The following is a 16,564-nucleotide window of genomic DNA, read 5'->3' as shown; positions in this document are numbered from 1 at the left end:
CCTTTACTTCCCTGCGCTTTTGAAAGCGCCCATGCGGGTAAAGTCGTCTGTGTCGTTGAGTTCGGTGGAACCTGCCCAAAGCTTTGCCACCGCATCTGCCAGCGGAAGCTCTGCACCCGTGCGGGCGGCCAACTCGCTTGCCAGCCGCACGTCCTTGCGCATCAACCCCATTGAAAAGCCGCTATCAAAACGGTCGGACATGATCCAGGTCGGGAAATGGACCTCGCTGATCATGGAGCGGCCGGAAGCCGCATTCAGCACACGCAATGCAGCTTCCGGATCGATGCCGGCCGCAGCGGCCAGTTTCAGTCCTTCACTGGTCGTAACCATGTGCGCCGCAGCAAGAAGGTTGTTGACCAGCTTTGCAACATTGCCTGCGCCGCTTGGTCCCACATGCAGCGCCTTGGCACTCATGGCCTCGATAACCGGCCCCGCAACGGCCACATCTTCATCCGAGCCACCGATCATCATGGTCAGCTTGCCACTCGCCGCACCGGCTGGTCCGCCGCTGACCGGAGCATCGAGAAAGCCGTGTCCGAGCCCTGCCAGCTTGTCGGCAAGTTCCCTGCTCACATCCGGTTCGGAGGTGGAGGTATCGATGATGACGATCTTTTGCCCCTGACGGGCGTCGAGAACACCGATGTGGTTGTTGACGACACCGGCAACGTCCTTTGCCGTGGGTAGCGAAAAGACGAGAAATGCTGACTTTTCGAAAAGTTCGCTGATCGTTGAAACCGGCGTCACACCGCTTTTCGCTGCCAGCGCCCGACGCTCCTCCGACAGGTCGAATCCAAGCGTCTCGAATTGACTTGCTGCCAATGTCTGGGCCATTCCAAGGCCCATGCTGCCAAGGCCGACGACCCCGACTATTCCCTTATTATTCTTAGACATTCTGTAAACCTCTTCGCGTTGCCGCCCGAGCAATAAGGCGGTCAATCAAGAAGACAGGCTGTCATTATTCGTGTGATCCCGATAGCTGGTCGACAGGGAACAGCGCGTTGCTCGCCAAGCAACGCAACTTACTGCTGGAAAGCGGTCATTTCGAACGCCAGGAAACTGCCGAGACGCTCGACCGATATCGGCAGCCGACGACGCGCCTTGACCATGAGGTAGGCGCTTGCCTGAGCAAGCAGGGGATCGCTCAGCTCGACCACGCCGAGTGCGCTTCTAGTAATCTCGGTGGTGACGGCAAAGCGCGGCAGAAAGGTTATTCCCAGCCCCGCCATGACGAAACGCCGGAGCACATCGATAGATGGCGTTTCCAACATGGGCGCCACGGCTAAACCGACATCCGCAGCGGTGCGGCTCACAAGCTGGGTGACGCCATGCCCTTTGGTCAGAAGCGCGTAGGGCGACGCTTCAAGGCAGGCTTCCAGAGAGACCGACTGCTCGAGAAGCAGAGGATGCCCCGGTGCAGCAACCAGACACAGCGGCTGGCGGGAAATAGCCAGCGAACGAATGCGCGTATCTATGACCGGGTTGTAGGCAATACCGATATCGACATCGCCGTTTGCAACATCTTCCTGCACCTTGTCGGTACTGCCGAGCGTCAGATTGTAGCTGACGGAAGGATACACATTGGCGAAACTTTTAAGCCCGTGCTCGATGAGATCTCCCAGAAATCCTTCGCCGCAGCACACACGCACGCGCGCCTGCTGAACACCGCGCAACTGGTTCAGTTGTTCAGACAGCAGGCCGCTGTCTTCGATGACGCGCTGGGCATGGTCCAGAACCAAGCCCCCGGCATCCGTCAAACCGACGCCACGGCTGGTCCTGTTAAAGAGGGGTAGGCCGACATTCTTCTCGGTATCAGCGATCTGGCGACTGACGACGGAAGCAGCGACGCCGAGATGCTCAGCGGCGCTACGGATCGAACCACACCGCACGACGGCAATGAATATTCTTAAGGCTTTGGCATCCAGCGTTTCCATGGCAGCATATTTGCCATCAAGCAAATGCAGTCAATATGTCATGGACGCCAGCGTGATCTATCCGGCTTTAGGAAGCTGGCTATCGATGAGCGCCAGCCACATGCGCGCTCCCAACGGCAGCAATTGGTCGTTGAAATCGAAAAAGGACGAATGCAGGCCCGGATTTCTGCCCTCTTTCTTCGCACCAAGCCAGAAGTAGCATCCCGGCTTTTCACGCAACATGAAGGCAAAGTCCTCTGCGGCCATGCTCGGTTGCGCATCAACGATCTTGATCTCCGGCAGGCTGGCTGCCGACTGACGCACGATCCGTGCGCTTTCGGGATCGTTGATCGTCGCGGGATAGCGGGAGAGATAATCCAGGGACGCGCTACATTCAAAACTTGCAGCGACATTGTTGGCGATGACCGAGATGCGATCCTTGATCTTTGCACCGATGGTTTCTTCGAACCAGCGTGTCGTTCCCTTGATGACAACCTCTTCGGGAATGACGTTCCAGGCGTCGCCACCATGGATCTGGGTGACGGAGACAACAGCGGATTCGAGTGGCGACACATTGCGGCTGGCAATCGCCTGAAGCGCGGAGACGATCTGGGACGCCGCCACGATGGGGTCTGCCCCCTCATGCGGCATTGCGCCATGGGAGCCCCGACCGGTAACCTTGATCTCGAATGTTCCGAAAGCCGCCATCATCCGGTCATCGCGGGCCACCAGCTTTCCAAGCTCGAGCGCCGGCCAGTTGTGCAGACCGAAGATGCGGTCCATGGGAAGATCGCGAAACAGCCCATCCTCGACCATGGCTCTTCCGCCGCCTTCGTTTTCCTCGGCAGGCTGGAAGACGAAGTGGACGGTTCCGTCGAATTCGGACCGGCTTGCAGCACGCGCCGCCGCAAGCGCCATGGAGATATGGCCATCATGTCCACATGCGTGCATCTTGCCGGGTGTGCGCGAGGCATGGGAAACACCTGACTGTTCGGCAATCGGCAGGGCATCTATATCGGCACGGATGCCAATCGCCCGTTGCGAACTTCCCTTGGACAGAGTGCCCACAATGCCCGTTTTACCGTAGCCTGTGTGGATCTTGTATCCCCACTGCGCCAGACGTGTGGCGATGAATGCCGATGTCTCGTGTTCCTCGAAGCCGAGTTCAGGATGCTGGTGAAGATGGTGTCTCCAGCCAATCGCTTCTTCTATCTCTTCGCCCGAAATCGAAACCATCGCGTCACTCCCTTTCGTCGTGGGTGTGGTCGCCGAACATGGCGACCACACGTCATTCTTAGTTGCCACTCAGCCGTAATGAAAGATCAGCGATCACGACCGAGCCCATATAGGTCCCGAACATCACGCAGATCGCCACGATAACGATCTTCCAGCCGGACTTCCGCGCAATGTCGAACTCACCCTTTGTCAGGGCAAGGCCACCATAGGCCAGCGCCGGTGTGGCCAGCGCCAGAAAGTTCAGCGACTGAACCTGCGCAAGTGTCCAGGCGGAACCGGGAACACCGGGGATCGTCACCACAATGGCCAGCAAGGATGTCCACGCGACGGAGGGAAGAGACAAGGGGATGTAACGTGCCATCAGCAGCCCTGCGACGGAAAGGGCGTAAAGAACCACCATTCCCGGAAGGGCGACAATGGGATTGGTGCCTGTAGCGATCCAGTTGGAGACAAGGCCGATGGCACAGGCAACGATCAGAAGGCCGGAATAGCTGATGACGTTGATCTTGCGCTCGTCTTCACCATGCTGCGGAAGTTCGTGTTCCACGGGGGTGGCGTGAGGAATGCTCATACACGTGTCTCCTTCAGGGCAGAATTGGCAGGGTCGTTCGGGCGCGCCTTGCGGTAAAGCCATTCCGTGAGCGGCAGGGCAACGAACAGGCCGACATAGAGACCCGTCGCATATGTCAGAATGTTGCTGGCAGCAGCCAGAGCCAGAATGACGTCCTTGCTCTCGGGAATGATGGCAACCAGTCCACCCGCGCAGGCTGCAAGCATACTGCCCGAACCGACACCGCAGGACATGGCAAGAGCGCGGTAATCGAACCAGCCCAGGGAATGAATCAAAGGCGGCATGATGGCGAAAACAAACGTTCCGATGAGGGTGCCCGTCGCATAGACGCCCATGGCGCCCGCGCCTTCAGGGCTGTTCAGCCCGTAACGATCTGCAATGACGGCCAGGTTGGGCTCACGATCGATGGAATATGTCGCGCCGATAGACTCGCGACCCATGCGCAGCAGAAAGACGGCCACAGGAAACGCAATCAAAATCGTACCCAGATTGCCCAGTTCCTGAATGACCAGCGCCGGCCCCGCCTCGATGATGGCATCGATCTGCGGACCGACGGTCGTTCCAAATCGGGCAATAAAGGGCATGATCGCAATCGTGATCATCGTGCCCGATAACTTCACCGCTTTCGGTGGAATAAGTGCCGCTGTTTTCTTCAGGATATGGGGGTTGAGTGCGATACCGATGGCAAAGGCGTAAAGGATCGGTAGAAACACCACGGTGCCAATCCCGATAGGCAGCCGTCTGATGCCGATGACCTCCGCCACAATGACGATGGCCAGGACGATAAAATGCAGTCCCCAGCCATTGGCTGTGAATTTGTTCATTGATTTGTTCCTCTCGTCTCACCGCAGATGTTGTTTTTATAGCGGCTGGCGAAAGAGTATGGCGACAGAGTTCTTGATGGGTAGTGGCAGCTAAAGCAACGAAGCGTTCTGTTTTCAGCAACGCTTCGCTAATGGATCGTCATCTTTCTCATCCGGTCACACGTGGATGAAAGCCGCTACGCTGTCGCTTGCGTAGCGGCTTCCTATCAATTCCAGGACATGTCGTAAAAGCGTACGAGCTCGTCGGATGTGGCCTTGAAGTTCAGTTCCTGGGATGTTGCAACCGTCGAAGGATAGGTCCAAAGCGGAACCCAGTAGGCCCTGTCTGCAATGAGCTTGAAGGCGGCGGAATATTTCTCCTTGCGTTGCGCGACATCGATCGTGGAACCCGCGGCACTCAATAGTGCTGCAATTTCCTTGTCTCCCGCATAATCCTGTTTACCCAAGCCGAAAAATTCAGGCGTGATAGCCGAGACATCGGCGATCGAGCTGGAGCCATGCGTCAGATAAGCCAAAGGCATGGAGCCTTCCATTCGTCGTGCACCCAGGGCTGAATTCTGCATCATGTTGAAGTTGATCTTGATGCCGACCGCCGCCAAATCATTGATCATGGCTTCTGCCAGCAATCGATCGCGGTAGGCACCCATCTCGACCGTGAAGCCGTTGGGATAGCCGGCTTCCGCCAGCAATCTCTTTGCCTCTGCGGGATCATAATTATATTCGGTCACATCCGTCTCGCATCCGAACTGGATGGGAGAGCAGGCGCTGGCGATTTTTTTCGAACCCTCACCGACCAGACCAGCGACGATAGCATCTCGGTTGATCGCATGGTTCATTGCCTTTCGAACCCGGATGTCGGCCATCGGGCTTTTGGGACTTGAACGGTTCATGGCGTCAAGAACGAGGAAGCCGATCCGCATCGTCTCGACCGATTCGACCTTGAAATCGCCCGCCCTCTTCAGCTTTTGCGCTACCTCAGCGGGGAACTGCCACATAAAATCCAGATTGCCCGACATCAATTCGGAAAGCTGCGTATTGATGTCCCTGACGGTGCGGATTTCGACCTTGGAAATCTTCGCCGCAGGCTTCGGACTTGCGAAATATTCAGGGTTTTTCTGGAGCGTGATGCTCGATCCCGGCGTAACGGATACGACCTCATAGGGACCTGTGCCTACAGGCTTGGTGGACATTCCAGACGCACCCACCTTCTGATAGTACTCGTCGGGATAAATCGGCACCGACATGCTGAACAGCTCGAGAGCGGCGGGGTAAGCTGCCTGAAGGTGGACGCGGACGTTGTAATCGTCCAGCCGTTCAGCCGACTTTATCCATTTCACCTTGTCATAGACCACGATCTTGTTTGCGGGATCGACGATATAGTTGAGCGTGAAAACGACGTCGTCGGCATTGAAGCTTTCCCCGTTGGAGAATTTGACACCCGTGCCCAAGGCGTAGGCCAAGCCTTCTGCGAGCAGATTGCGTACGGCCATGGAGAGCCGCTCGCGTCCTACGATTTCAATTGTTCCGTAATGGCTACGGCGACTTAAGCAATGGGCGAGGCCGGAGCAATCATCAGCAAATTACCGCTTTTTTGCTCGATTTAATCCGGTCAAAAGAAGGGATATTTAATTGAATTTGCATATGCTGATTTAAGATAAAGATGGAGATGGTTTTTAATGTCGACGAAGTGCCAAGGCTGCCATGAGGGTGCGGCTCTCAATTTGCCGTTCTCGATGGCGTTCCAACCTATCGTGGATATCACGACAGGATCAATTTTCGGACATGAGGCTTTGGTGCGTGGTGCAGAGGGCCAAGGGGCTGGCTCCGTTCTGACGCAGGTCGACGAGAGCAATCGATATGCCTTCGACCAGCAATGCCGGGTGAAAGCAATCGAGCTTGCTGCAAAGCTGTACGACCCGGCCGACACCGCCAAGCTCTCCATCAATTTCATGCCCAACGCCGTTTACGAGCCACGTGCCTGTATTCGCCTGACGCTTGCCACTGCCATGAAGACCGGCTTCCCGCTGAATCGCATCATTTTCGAATTTACCGAGACAGAAAAGCTGGACACTGCGCACATCCTCAACATCCTGCGCACCTACCGGGAGATGGGTTTCCAGACGGCGATTGATGACTTCGGTGCTGGCCATTCGGGCCTTGGACTGCTCACACATTTTCAACCTGACATCGTCAAGTTGGACATGGATCTGATACGTGGCATCGACAAGGACCCCGTACGGCGAAAGATCGTCAAACACACGCTCGACATGCTGGCCGATCTCAATATCGTTCCTTTGTGCGAAGGGGTTGAGACCGGCGGAGAACTCGCAGCCCTGAGAGACCTCGGAGTGTCTCTGGTGCAAGGCTACCTCCTCTCCAAACCCTTGTTTGAGGCACTGGCGCTACCGCCGACCGATGAGATGCTGAGCAGTATCGCGGCCTAACAGGCAGAACTGCCATACCGACCTGCCGAATTGCTCCGTCTCTTCCGGCGCTACACCACAGACGTATATGAATTTTCGCGCCCGGCAATAAGACCGGGCGCGTTGCGTTTGTCGACGCCTCCACCACCTCGCCCGCGCCTTTGTCGCCTTCCTAAAATCCAGGAACGCGGTCAGTATGACGCGAAACTTTGCACTTAAAACAAATTAAGAGCAGCATCATTCATGTGTAAATTTTTAATTCAAAAATTTCATCTCCCGTCAGAAGGGAAAATTGATCAAAATCAAGAAATCGAAGGAAATAATTTATGTATTCACAAAATATTACTTGGTAAAACTATTTTTTTATATTTTATTTTCTCGGTCATATTAAAAATTAACTATGTTTAAATTATTTACTTCGTATATTCCACTCGCGTTACTGACAGAGACCAGTAATATCGTGACGAACGAGGCGTGCTGCTCTCATTTCATTTGAAAGACAAATCGGGTGCCTGGATGGGGCCGTCAAAGCCGCCATTCGACTGCGCCCAGTTCGGCCCGTTTCTGTGAGATCCGACGATCTAGGCACGGAGTAAACACCCATGCGTGCCGTGTGCCGCCCCCCAGTGGCTTTTGCGGCGTTATTTGTGAGTGGCATCAAAAAAATAACCCCCTCTAAGATGCAATCCAGGAGACAAAATGAAGCACGTCCCTATCGTCGGAAAATTTCTCGCGATCATGGCCACCTTCGGCCTTCTCGCAGTCGCCCTCGCAGTTTACCAGACCAATCAACTGCATAAAATTGATGAAAGTTATCAGTCTCTTATGGATGGTCACCAGACCGCAGCCTTGTCTCTGGCGCGCGCAAACCGCAGCCTGCAGGCATTTCGCGCAAGTGTTGGCGATCTGTTAATGGCCCGTACTGCGGAAAACAATGCCAGTGCCGCTGCTTCCATCAAGGATGCCGAGGACAGCTTCAAGAAATTCATCGACAAAGCAATCACCCTCTTGCCTGAGAACGGCGACATCAAACAGTTGAAGGCGGATGGCCTCAAGATCTTCAATGAGACCTGCTCGGCAACGATTGCAGCAGGACGGGCCGCAACGTCGGAGACGGATATTGCCAGTTCGCAGGCGATCTTTCTGAAAGAATGCCAACCGGCCTTCGCTAGCCTTTCACCGCGCTTTACAGCCGTAACGACAGCGGTCACGGAAGAAGCAAACGCCATGGGTGACGAGCAATCGGCCTTCGTCGACAGCACGGCGCTGAAAACGCTAAGCCTTGTGGCAGGCGTTATCCTCGCGGTACTCGTGCTTGGCTTTGTTGCAGTGCGAGCTTGGCTGGTCAAACCTATCGGCAACCTGTCGAACACGATGAGCGTGCTCGCCACTGGAAACTTCGATGTTGCTGTCGATGGCATTGATCGGCGTGACGAAGTCGGCTCTATGGCCAAGGCCGTGCAGGTATTCAAGGACAATGGACTGCGTGCCCTGGACCTCGAACGCTCCGCAGAGGCCACCCGCAGTGCAGGTGAAGCGGAGCGGCTGCGCAACGCCGAGGTCGAGCGTCAGCGTACGCAAGAGATGGCACAGGCTACATCCGGACTGGCAGAAGGTCTGCGGCAACTGTCGAACGGCAATCTTACTTTCCAGCTGGACGAACCTTTTGCAGGAGACTTTGAATCGCTGCGATCGGACTTCAACGCAGCCGTCAGACAGCTGTGCGACAGCTTGCGGGCAGTGGCGAGTGCTACCGGCTCCATTGATAACGGGGCTCGCGAAATCAGCCAAAGCGCCGAAGATCTCTCGAAGCGCACCGAACAGCAAGCCGCATCTCTGGAAGAAACTGCAGCGGCTCTGGACGAAATCACCACCAACGTTTCAAGCTCGTCAAAGCGGACAGAAGACGCTCGCCACGTGGCAATGGAAGCCAACAAGTCTGCGCGCCGGTCGGGTGAGGTTGTCTCCAACGCAGTATCCGCAATGCAGCGTATCGAGCAGTCTTCCAACCAGATTTCATCAATCATCGGCGTCATCGACGAAATCGCTTTCCAGACCAACCTTCTTGCTCTGAACGCCGGTGTCGAAGCGGCACGTGCTGGCGAGGCTGGAAAAGGCTTTGCTGTCGTTGCACAGGAGGTGCGCGAACTCGCTCAGCGCTCAGCGCAGGCGGCAAAGGAAATCAAGGATCTCATCCGCAATTCCGTCGACGAGGTCAGCACAGGCGTGCGGCTGGTTCAGGAAACGGGCGACGCACTAAAGGTCATCGAAGAGCAGGTTGTGGTCGTCAACTCACAACTCGATGCCATCGCCACGTCGGCTCGTGAACAGTCGGTCGGCCTCTCGGAAGTCAACACTGCGGTCAACCAGATGGACCAGGTCACGCAGCAAAACGCTGCTATGGTGGAGGAATCGACAGCCGCCAGTTCCACGCTGGCCGAAGAAGTCCGACGCCTGCGAGAGATCGTGTCCGAGTTCCGCATCGACTCTGTCGAGGCGGCAAGAAGCAAGCCAGTCGCCGTCAAAAGCGATCAAAAACCGGCGCCCTCCCCTGCGCGCCGCATGATTGCGAAGGTCGCGAGCGCCATGGGTAAAGGCGGCGGCAACACCGCTGCGGCACCGGATAGCTGGGAAGAGTTCTAAGCGCCCACCCGCAACCCAAAAACAGGCGGCCAAACCCGGCCGCCTGTTTTTCGTTTTGTCGCAAGTGTCGAAATCCACTTCACCTATTCCACCCCCCTAGGTTTGTCGGGCCTTAGCGTCTCGACGACCCGACGCTGATTTTCCTCCACTCCATCAGAGATCCAGTTTTAACCCGACGGCCTTCTGGAGGAGCACGTCCGTCGGCAGCAGCGCGGCTATTTCCCGTGTGTGATCGATTTTCCCAATCTGCGGTCACTCGTTGACCCTCTGAAAAACAAAACAGCTGTCAGATTAAAAAAGGTTGTACGTACGTCTATTTTTTCTAACCTTCGGATGCGCCGGGCTTCGGGCACGGTGGTGAGAGGAAAAATGGGGGGACCACTGCATCTGCAGTGACCGTATAATTGGGTGGAGAACCAATGAGAATTATCGACCTCAGCGTATCGCTGGAGGATGGAACGCCGTGCGATCCGCCTTCCATGTCGACGACGATAGACTATCGGGATCACAGACAAGGCGCAGAGCATATGCGGCAGTTCTTTCCTGTCGCGAAGGAATCCGACCTGCCAAAAGGACTGGGCTGGGCGATTGAATATGTCAGCCTGACCACACATAGCGGCACTCATCTTGATGCGCCCTGGCATTATCATCCGACCATGGATGGCGGGAAGCCAGCCCGCACGATCGACCAGGCACCGCTGGAATGGTGCTTCTCGGATGGAGTCGTACTCGATTTTTCCCAAAAGCCGAATGGCTACAAAGTGTTGGCAGCCGACATAGAGGCCGAGTTGAAGCGCATTGGCTATAGGCTGAAGCCGCTCGATATTGTCGTCATCCGTTCAGGCGCCGAGACAGCATGGGGCTCTGCCGATTACCTCTCCGCAGGATGCGGTATGAGCCGTGAGGCCACGCTCTACCTTCTCGAACAGGGCGTAAAGATTGTAGGTACGGATGCCTGGAGCTGGGACCGCCCACTCAGCCTGATTGCCGAGGAATTCGAAAAGACCAGAGATGCCTCGATCATCTGGGAGGGGCACTTCGCCGGCATCGAAAAAGAGTATTACCACATGGAGAAACTGACCAATCTCGGCCTTCTGCCGCCGTTCGGTTTCAAGCTCTCCTGCTTCCCGATCAAGATCAAAAACGCAAGCGCGGGCTGGTGTCGCGCTGTTGCGGTTCTTGACGCTTAAAGGGGGGATATGGCCATGAACAACTCAAATCAAATTTCTGAAAAACTTGATGTCAAATGGCATACGATGATCGGTGGTTTTGCCGGATACATGTTTGACGCCATGGATATCTTTCTTCTTGCCATGGCAATGCCAGCAATCATCACGGATCTGGCGATATCACCAGCGGATGGCGGATTGCTGGCGACCGCGACCATGGTCGGCATCGGCTTCAGCAGCATCGCGATTGGCTGGGCGGCGGACAATTTTGGTCGCCGCAAGGTTCTGTTCTGGAGCCTGACCTCCTTCGGCCTGCTGACGATGGCGATCTACTTGACAAATAGCTGGCACCAGATTCTCATTCTGCGTTTCCTCGCGGGTCTGGGTCTTGGCGGCGTCTGGAGCATCATTGTCTCCTATATCTCGGAAACATGGCCCTCGCACCAGCGAGGCAGAGCTGCGTCCTTCGTGTTGTCTTCCTTCCCGGTCGGTGCGGGGGTCGCCTCGTTTCTGGCTTACCTCATCATCCCGCAATTTGGTTGGCACGCATTGTTTCTAACCGGTGGCGGATCAATGCTTGCGGCGATCTACTACCTGCTATTCGTACCGGAATCGGAGGCATGGCAGCGGCAAAAGGCGAAGTCTGACGGCGCGATGACGTCGGTGAAGGATATTTTCGCTCCCGAGCTTGCTCGAAACACCATTCTTGCAACGCTCGTCGCAAGCTGCGGATTGATCGGATATTGGGGCGCCAGCACCTGGCTGCCAATGTTCATGATCAAGGAACGCGGACTTCCCGCCAATACTGCGTTCATGTTCTTCATCGTCCTCAACGTCGGCATGTTCATCGGATACAATGTCTTCGGATATCTCGCCGACCGTATCGGCAGAAAGAAAGCGGTCGTGATTTCCTTCCTGGGAACGGCGATCACATTGCCGATCTATATCTCGATGACGGATCCCACCGCGCTGCTCGTCATGGGACCGGTCTACGCATTCTTTACCGCCTTTGTCGGGTTGATGGGGTCATATCTGCCCGATCTTTTTCCAACCCGCATTCGCACCCTTGGCGCCGGTTTCTGCTTCAATATCGGGCGCGGCATCTCTGCCTTCGCACCGTTTGTCATGGGTTTCATCGCCCAGAAATACAGTTTTGCGACGGGCATTATGATTTGCGCCGGTTTCTTCCTGCTTGCAGGGCTGACGATGCTTACCCTGCCCAACATAGATGCCCAAAAGGCGTCTTCCGGCCCCAAGGACCTATGAGGTTAAGATGAACGAAAATACCATTATCACCGTCGCCACGACGGGTGCGTGGCCGACGAAGGAACATAACCCCGCCATTCCGTTAACACCGCGCGAGATCGCAGACGACGTCTTCGAATGCTGGCAGGCCGGTGCCGCTATTGCTCATCTCCACATGCGGGACGATGAGGGCAAAGGTACGATGGATATCGGGAAATTCCGCGAAACCGTCGGCCTCATCCGGGAACGGTGCGACATCGTGCTGAACCTCACCACGTCAGGAGACCTGAACGCCACCGACGAGACCCGTATGATGCATCTCGTGGAATTGAAGCCCGAAATGGCCTCCTATGATTGCGGTTCGATGAACTGGGCGCACTCCACGCTCTTCATCAATCACCCGCATTTTCTCGAAAAGCTCGGAAGGGTGATGATCGAAAACGGCGTAAAACCCGAGATCGAAATCTTCGACGCAGGAATGTACTATAACTCCGAGTATTATCTCAAACAGGGGGTCCTGAAGGCCCCCGCATACTATCAGTTCGTCCTGGGCGCACCGGGGGGAACGACGGCGACGGTCGAGAACCTCGTCTATCTGCGAGGCCTGCTTCCAAAGGACGCTCACTGGTCGGCAATCGACATCGGTCGCGGACATATGCCTATACTGATGACGGCAGTGGCCATGGGCGGAAACATCCGCGTGGGTATGGAGGATAACGTCCTCTACGCCAAGAACCGCCTTGCGGCATCAAATGCCGAGTTCGTTTACCGCGCCGGTCGCATCGTCAGTGAAGCCAACCGGCAGGTTGCGACACCTGCCGATGCCCGTGCAACGCTCGACTTGAGAACAGCTTGATGCATCTGCCGGGTCCCTCGTACAAAGGGGCCCGGTCAGCAAGCCCAATTGGCGACTGAGTGCCAGAACGGCTGGTGTCCTATGGCTGATGGCCACTCACTTCGCTGAAAGGGGTCAGAACTCCTGCCAGTCGTCCCGAACCGCGTTCGATCCAAACGAGCTGGCGACCTTTTTCAACATCGTTCTTGCGGGCGAAGAACGGGGCTTGTCGACGTCTGGCGAGGCAGAGGTTGGCCTAGCTGACGAATTGTCCGCCTTGAAGCGCGACACCAGCTCTCGCAGATTTCTTGCTTCATTTGCCAGCGTCGCACTGGCAGCGTTTGCCTCTTCCACCATTGCAGCGTTCTGCTGTGTGACCTGGTCCATCTGGTTGACGGCGGTATTGACCTCCGCAAGACCCACGGACTGTTCCCGAGCCGATGTTGCAATGGCGTCCATATGCTGGTTGATCGTGACAATATATTCTTCGATGGCCTTCAGCGCATCACCCGTCTGGCTCACCAGCGTCACGCCGCTTTCAACTTCGGCGCTTGAATTGCGGATGAGTTCCTTGATTTCCTTTGCAGCCTTTGCGGACCGTTGGGCCAGTTCGCGAACCTCCTGTGCAACGACAGCGAAGCCTTTTCCGGCCTCACCGGCGCGGGCCGCTTCTACACCGGCATTAAGGGCCAGCAGGTTCGTCTGGAATGCAATTTCATCGATAACGACGATGATGCTCGAAATCTGGCCCGAGGACTGTTCGATCTTGCCCATTGCGTGGACGGCAGAGGCCACCACTGCGCCAGACTGGCGCGCACTCTGGTTGGCCTGGATGGCGACGCTGCGCGCTTCGTCCGCACGCTTGGTGGAGTTGGCAACATTCGTCGTAATCTGGTCCAGCGCCGCCGCCGTCTGCTCAAGCGAAGCTGCCTGCTGCTCCGTACGGCGTGACAGGTCATCTGCACTCGAACTGATTTCTCGTGAGCCATTGTCGATTGCGGAGGTGGACTGCGCAACGGCGCTCAATGTCTCGCGAAGCTGGCTGACGGCTTGATTGAAATCAGAGCGAAGACTTTCGAAATCCGCAGAAAGCGGCTGTTTGATCTGATAGGTCAGATCGCCCAGAGAGAGTTTATGCAATCCGTCGGCAAGCAAACGGGTCGCTTCCGTCATCTCGATCGTCCGCTTGTGTTCGAGCTCACTCGCCCTCTGGCGTTCTTCTTCGGTCTGTTGACGGCTGGCTGTTGCCTCGTTCTCAAGCGAGCGCGCACGTACGGCATTTTCCTTGAAGACCTGAACGGCGGACGCCATCGCTCCTATCTCGTCGGGGCGTTCCTTGCCTTCGATCGTTACGTCGAGGTCATTTTCTGCCAGTCGTGACATGGTGTTTGTCAAATTGCCAATCACCTTCGAGAAAGACCGGGCAAACAGGAGGAAGCCGATCAGCGAGAGCAGTGACACGGCAACGCTTCCGGCAACCGTTGTCCAGAGCGATCGGGAGCTTGCCGCGAGAATTTGCGTAGCGTCCGCTCCGACCTCGAAGACGCCAAGCGGTTCGCCCGAGAAATTCGTAAAGGGTACAGCCTGAACGACGATATCCCTTCCCTCCGACAGTATCGTCTCGGACACAGGCTTGCCTTCAAAAGCCGCCTTGACCTGCTCTGGCGTCAGCATGGACTTTCCGTCCAGTGTTGATGCCTGAAGTTGAAGTTTTCCGTCGGCCACCACATTGACGGCGATCTCGCCGCCGATTCGATCGGCAATGGGGCCGAAATAGGGGTTCGACAGTTCAGTACCGACATCGATGAGGCCAACGAGCTTGCCGTCAGCGATAACCGGTGCTGACGCATACATGCCGATGCTGGCGCGGCCGGTCTCGATGCCTGCGGCGACCTTGCCCGTGGCAAGAGCTTTGACAACCATCTTGCGACGGCCAGTCATGTCATCACCAGACTTGTCAGGGGCATGAAGGCGCACAACTGCGACGCCCTTCGCATCGATGAAGGTCACAAATTGCAGGCCACCTTCCTTGGAGATGGCAGGAAGGCCGGACCCGTATTTGGCCAGGATAGCGTCCTTTTCTTTTCCAAGAATGAGTTTTGCGGTGTCGGGATCGCTGGCGATCGCCAAGGCGACTGCCGCCGCCGCTCTCTGCGTCGCACCCATATCCGTCTGAATAAGAGAAAGGTCGCTTTTTGCCTTGCTGCGAAGTGCGTCTTCATTCGCAATGGACTGGCCATACCATGCCTGCCCTCCGATAGTCGCACTCGCAAACAAAACGGCTCCAAAGCCGTAAGCCGTCATTTTCACCCAAATAGGTTTACGAACCCGATTGCCCATTTGTCCCCCCGACAATGAATTCATCTGAAAAAAAGCTTATCCGAAAAAGCTCAAGAGTTGCTTAAGCGCTTTTCTGGGCAAAGGTCGTCGTCAATGTCCTTCATCCTCCGTCTTATCGGCCTGAAGGCGAACCGGGTTTGCCGGGGACTTGAAGTTCGTCATCACCCGAAGTGTCAAAAAGGTAACGATCGAAAGGACAATGGCAGTATCATAGGAGCCTAGCCCAACCGCGGCACCGATGGCGCCCGTAGCCCAGATGCTGGCCGCTGTCGCTGTGCCCCGCGTTCCCATTTTACCGACGAGGATCGCGCCACCCCCGATGAAACCGACGCCATTGATGAGACCTTCCACGACACGGGCTGTTGCCTCAGCATTGCCAAGAGTTATCGTCTCTGCGGCCTGTATGAAGCCGCAGGCTGCAATCGCGACCAAGGGAAATGTCCGCAATCCCGCACTTCGCTCATTCTGCTCTCTGTCCCAACCAATTGGGAGCGCCAGAACATATGCCACCAACAATGCAATCAGATGCGGGAAGAAGTTTAGTTCAACGCCAACTGATAAGAGCCAATCATTCAAATGAATCCCTCCGCTTCAACCGATTCCGGACGTAATAGATAGTCGTTGCATTCAACTCGGTCCGAAAAGGCGGGTTCCGAATTTGGGGTGGATTTTTCTTAGCCGGATTATTGAGTGGCCACGACACTTCACTGCGACGAGGTCGCTACGGCTTGGCGCTTATCGGCTGACAGGAAAATGCCTTCGAGCGGCTTGCTAAGGACCGCCGAAGGCATAGGCTCGTCAGTGGGGCATTTCTGCAGTGTTAGTGCTTGGCGCTGGCCATCTTCACGTGCGACAGATGCGTTTCAAGGCTGGGTAGAGTTTCTTTCGCGAACCCAACGACGGTCTGGTCGTCACCGGACCCTGCATAGGTTCGAAACAGCGCAATCGCCTCCATGTGTGCTTGCACCTGCATGTCGAGGTAAAGCGTGTCGAAGTCCTTGCCTTTGGCAGCCTGCAATTGATCCATCATCTTCTGTTGCTTGGGTGCAAGGACGATCGGGGATGGCAATGGCTCTCCCTTTTTATCCAAGATACCCTTGAGCTTAGCACCCGCCTTCTGGTGGTCGGCGATGATCATCTTTGCCGCGTCCTTGAGATCGCCGGACTCCGCATTCTGCAAAGCCAGTTCGCTGGACTTGATCTCGAACTCGTTGGAGCTCGAGACGACGCTGACGAAGGTTGGCCGGTCCATGACCATCATGGGTGCGGCATCGCCAGCAGGTTTTGGCTTCTGTTCCTGCGCCATGAGCGGCTGGCTCAAAAGGGCAGCGGATAATGCGAGGTAGGATAGATTTGAAAATTTCATAG

The 16,564-nt window shown here is 56.0% G+C and carries 14 protein-coding genes; 5 read left to right on the top strand and 9 right to left on the bottom strand.

Going from position 1 to position 16,564, the window contains the following annotated elements; translation table 11 throughout:
* Positions 1-3 precede the first annotated feature (3 nt).
* The 6 genes from ASF69_RS20360 to ASF69_RS20335 form a co-directional block, all read right to left on the bottom strand.
* A complete protein-coding gene (locus ASF69_RS20360; protein WP_062590102.1) occupies positions 4-891 on the bottom strand; it encodes an NAD(P)-dependent oxidoreductase in 888 nt (295 codons plus the stop codon).
* Positions 892-1,019: 128 nt separating this feature from the next.
* Positions 1,020-1,955 carry a LysR family transcriptional regulator gene (locus ASF69_RS20355; RefSeq protein WP_244475535.1) on the bottom strand — a complete coding sequence of 312 codons (936 nt, stop codon included), beginning with the start codon at positions 1,953-1,955 and terminating at the stop codon, positions 1,020-1,022.
* Positions 1,956-1,988: 33 nt separating this feature from the next.
* Positions 1,989-3,146 (bottom strand): M20 aminoacylase family protein, encoded by a 1,158-nt coding sequence (locus ASF69_RS20350; protein ID WP_062590100.1) that lies wholly within the window; start codon positions 3,144-3,146, stop codon positions 1,989-1,991.
* A gap of 58 nt (positions 3,147-3,204) precedes the next feature.
* Positions 3,205-3,717, bottom strand: a complete 513-nt coding sequence (locus ASF69_RS20345; RefSeq protein WP_062590099.1) for a hypothetical protein — start codon at positions 3,715-3,717, stop codon at positions 3,205-3,207.
* Entirely contained in the window at positions 3,714-4,541 is an 828-nt protein-coding gene (locus ASF69_RS20340) for a DUF3100 domain-containing protein (protein WP_062590098.1), read from the bottom strand. The genes ASF69_RS20345 and ASF69_RS20340 overlap by 4 nt, the downstream gene beginning before the upstream one ends.
* 206 nt (positions 4,542-4,747) lie before the next feature.
* A complete protein-coding gene (locus ASF69_RS20335) occupies positions 4,748-6,031 on the bottom strand; it encodes an ABC transporter substrate-binding protein (RefSeq protein WP_062590097.1) in 1,284 nt (427 codons plus the stop codon).
* A 186-nt stretch (positions 6,032-6,217) separates the two neighbouring features.
* On the opposite strand from ASF69_RS20335, the gene ASF69_RS20330 reads away from it, so the two are divergent.
* From ASF69_RS20330 to ASF69_RS20310, 5 genes are all read left to right on the top strand, one after another.
* Complete coding sequence (locus tag ASF69_RS20330) at positions 6,218-6,985, top strand: EAL domain-containing protein (RefSeq protein ID WP_062590096.1); 768 nt, start codon at positions 6,218-6,220, stop codon at positions 6,983-6,985.
* Positions 6,986-7,663: 678 nt separating this feature from the next.
* A complete protein-coding gene (locus ASF69_RS20325; RefSeq protein WP_062590095.1) occupies positions 7,664-9,607 on the top strand; it encodes a methyl-accepting chemotaxis protein in 1,944 nt (647 codons plus the stop codon).
* 419 nt (positions 9,608-10,026) lie between these two features.
* Positions 10,027-10,797, top strand: coding sequence for a cyclase family protein (locus tag ASF69_RS20320; protein WP_062590094.1), 771 nt, complete (start codon positions 10,027-10,029; stop codon positions 10,795-10,797).
* Positions 10,798-10,812: 15 nt separating this feature from the next.
* Positions 10,813-12,042 carry an MFS transporter gene (locus ASF69_RS20315; protein WP_113170697.1) on the top strand — a complete coding sequence of 410 codons (1,230 nt, stop codon included), beginning with the start codon at positions 10,813-10,815 and terminating at the stop codon, positions 12,040-12,042.
* A gap of 7 nt (positions 12,043-12,049) precedes the next feature.
* The gene (locus ASF69_RS20310; RefSeq protein WP_062590092.1) at positions 12,050-12,877 is read left to right on the top strand and encodes a 3-keto-5-aminohexanoate cleavage protein; all 828 of its coding nucleotides are present in this window, start codon (positions 12,050-12,052) and stop codon (positions 12,875-12,877) included.
* A gap of 114 nt (positions 12,878-12,991) precedes the next feature.
* Here ASF69_RS20310 and ASF69_RS20305 read toward each other — a convergent pair whose 3' ends face one another.
* From ASF69_RS20305 to ASF69_RS20295, 3 genes are all read right to left on the bottom strand, one after another.
* Entirely contained in the window at positions 12,992-15,196 is a 2,205-nt protein-coding gene (locus ASF69_RS20305) for a methyl-accepting chemotaxis protein (RefSeq protein ID WP_062590091.1), read from the bottom strand.
* Positions 15,197-15,286: 90 nt separating this feature from the next.
* Positions 15,287-15,772: an MgtC/SapB family protein gene (locus tag ASF69_RS20300; RefSeq protein ID WP_062590090.1), complete on the bottom strand. Its 486-nt coding sequence runs from the start codon at positions 15,770-15,772 to the stop codon at positions 15,287-15,289.
* A gap of 244 nt (positions 15,773-16,016) precedes the next feature.
* Positions 16,017-16,562: a DUF4142 domain-containing protein gene (locus ASF69_RS20295; protein ID WP_062590089.1), complete on the bottom strand. Its 546-nt coding sequence runs from the start codon at positions 16,560-16,562 to the stop codon at positions 16,017-16,019.
* Positions 16,563-16,564: the final 2 nt, after the last annotated feature.

The sequence above is a fragment of the Rhizobium sp. Leaf311 genome (genome assembly GCF_001423445.1).
Lineage (GTDB): Bacteria > Pseudomonadota > Alphaproteobacteria > Rhizobiales > Rhizobiaceae > Agrobacterium.
Note: the sequence above shows the minus strand (reverse complement) of the source record. Positions and strands in the feature narration are given on the sequence as shown.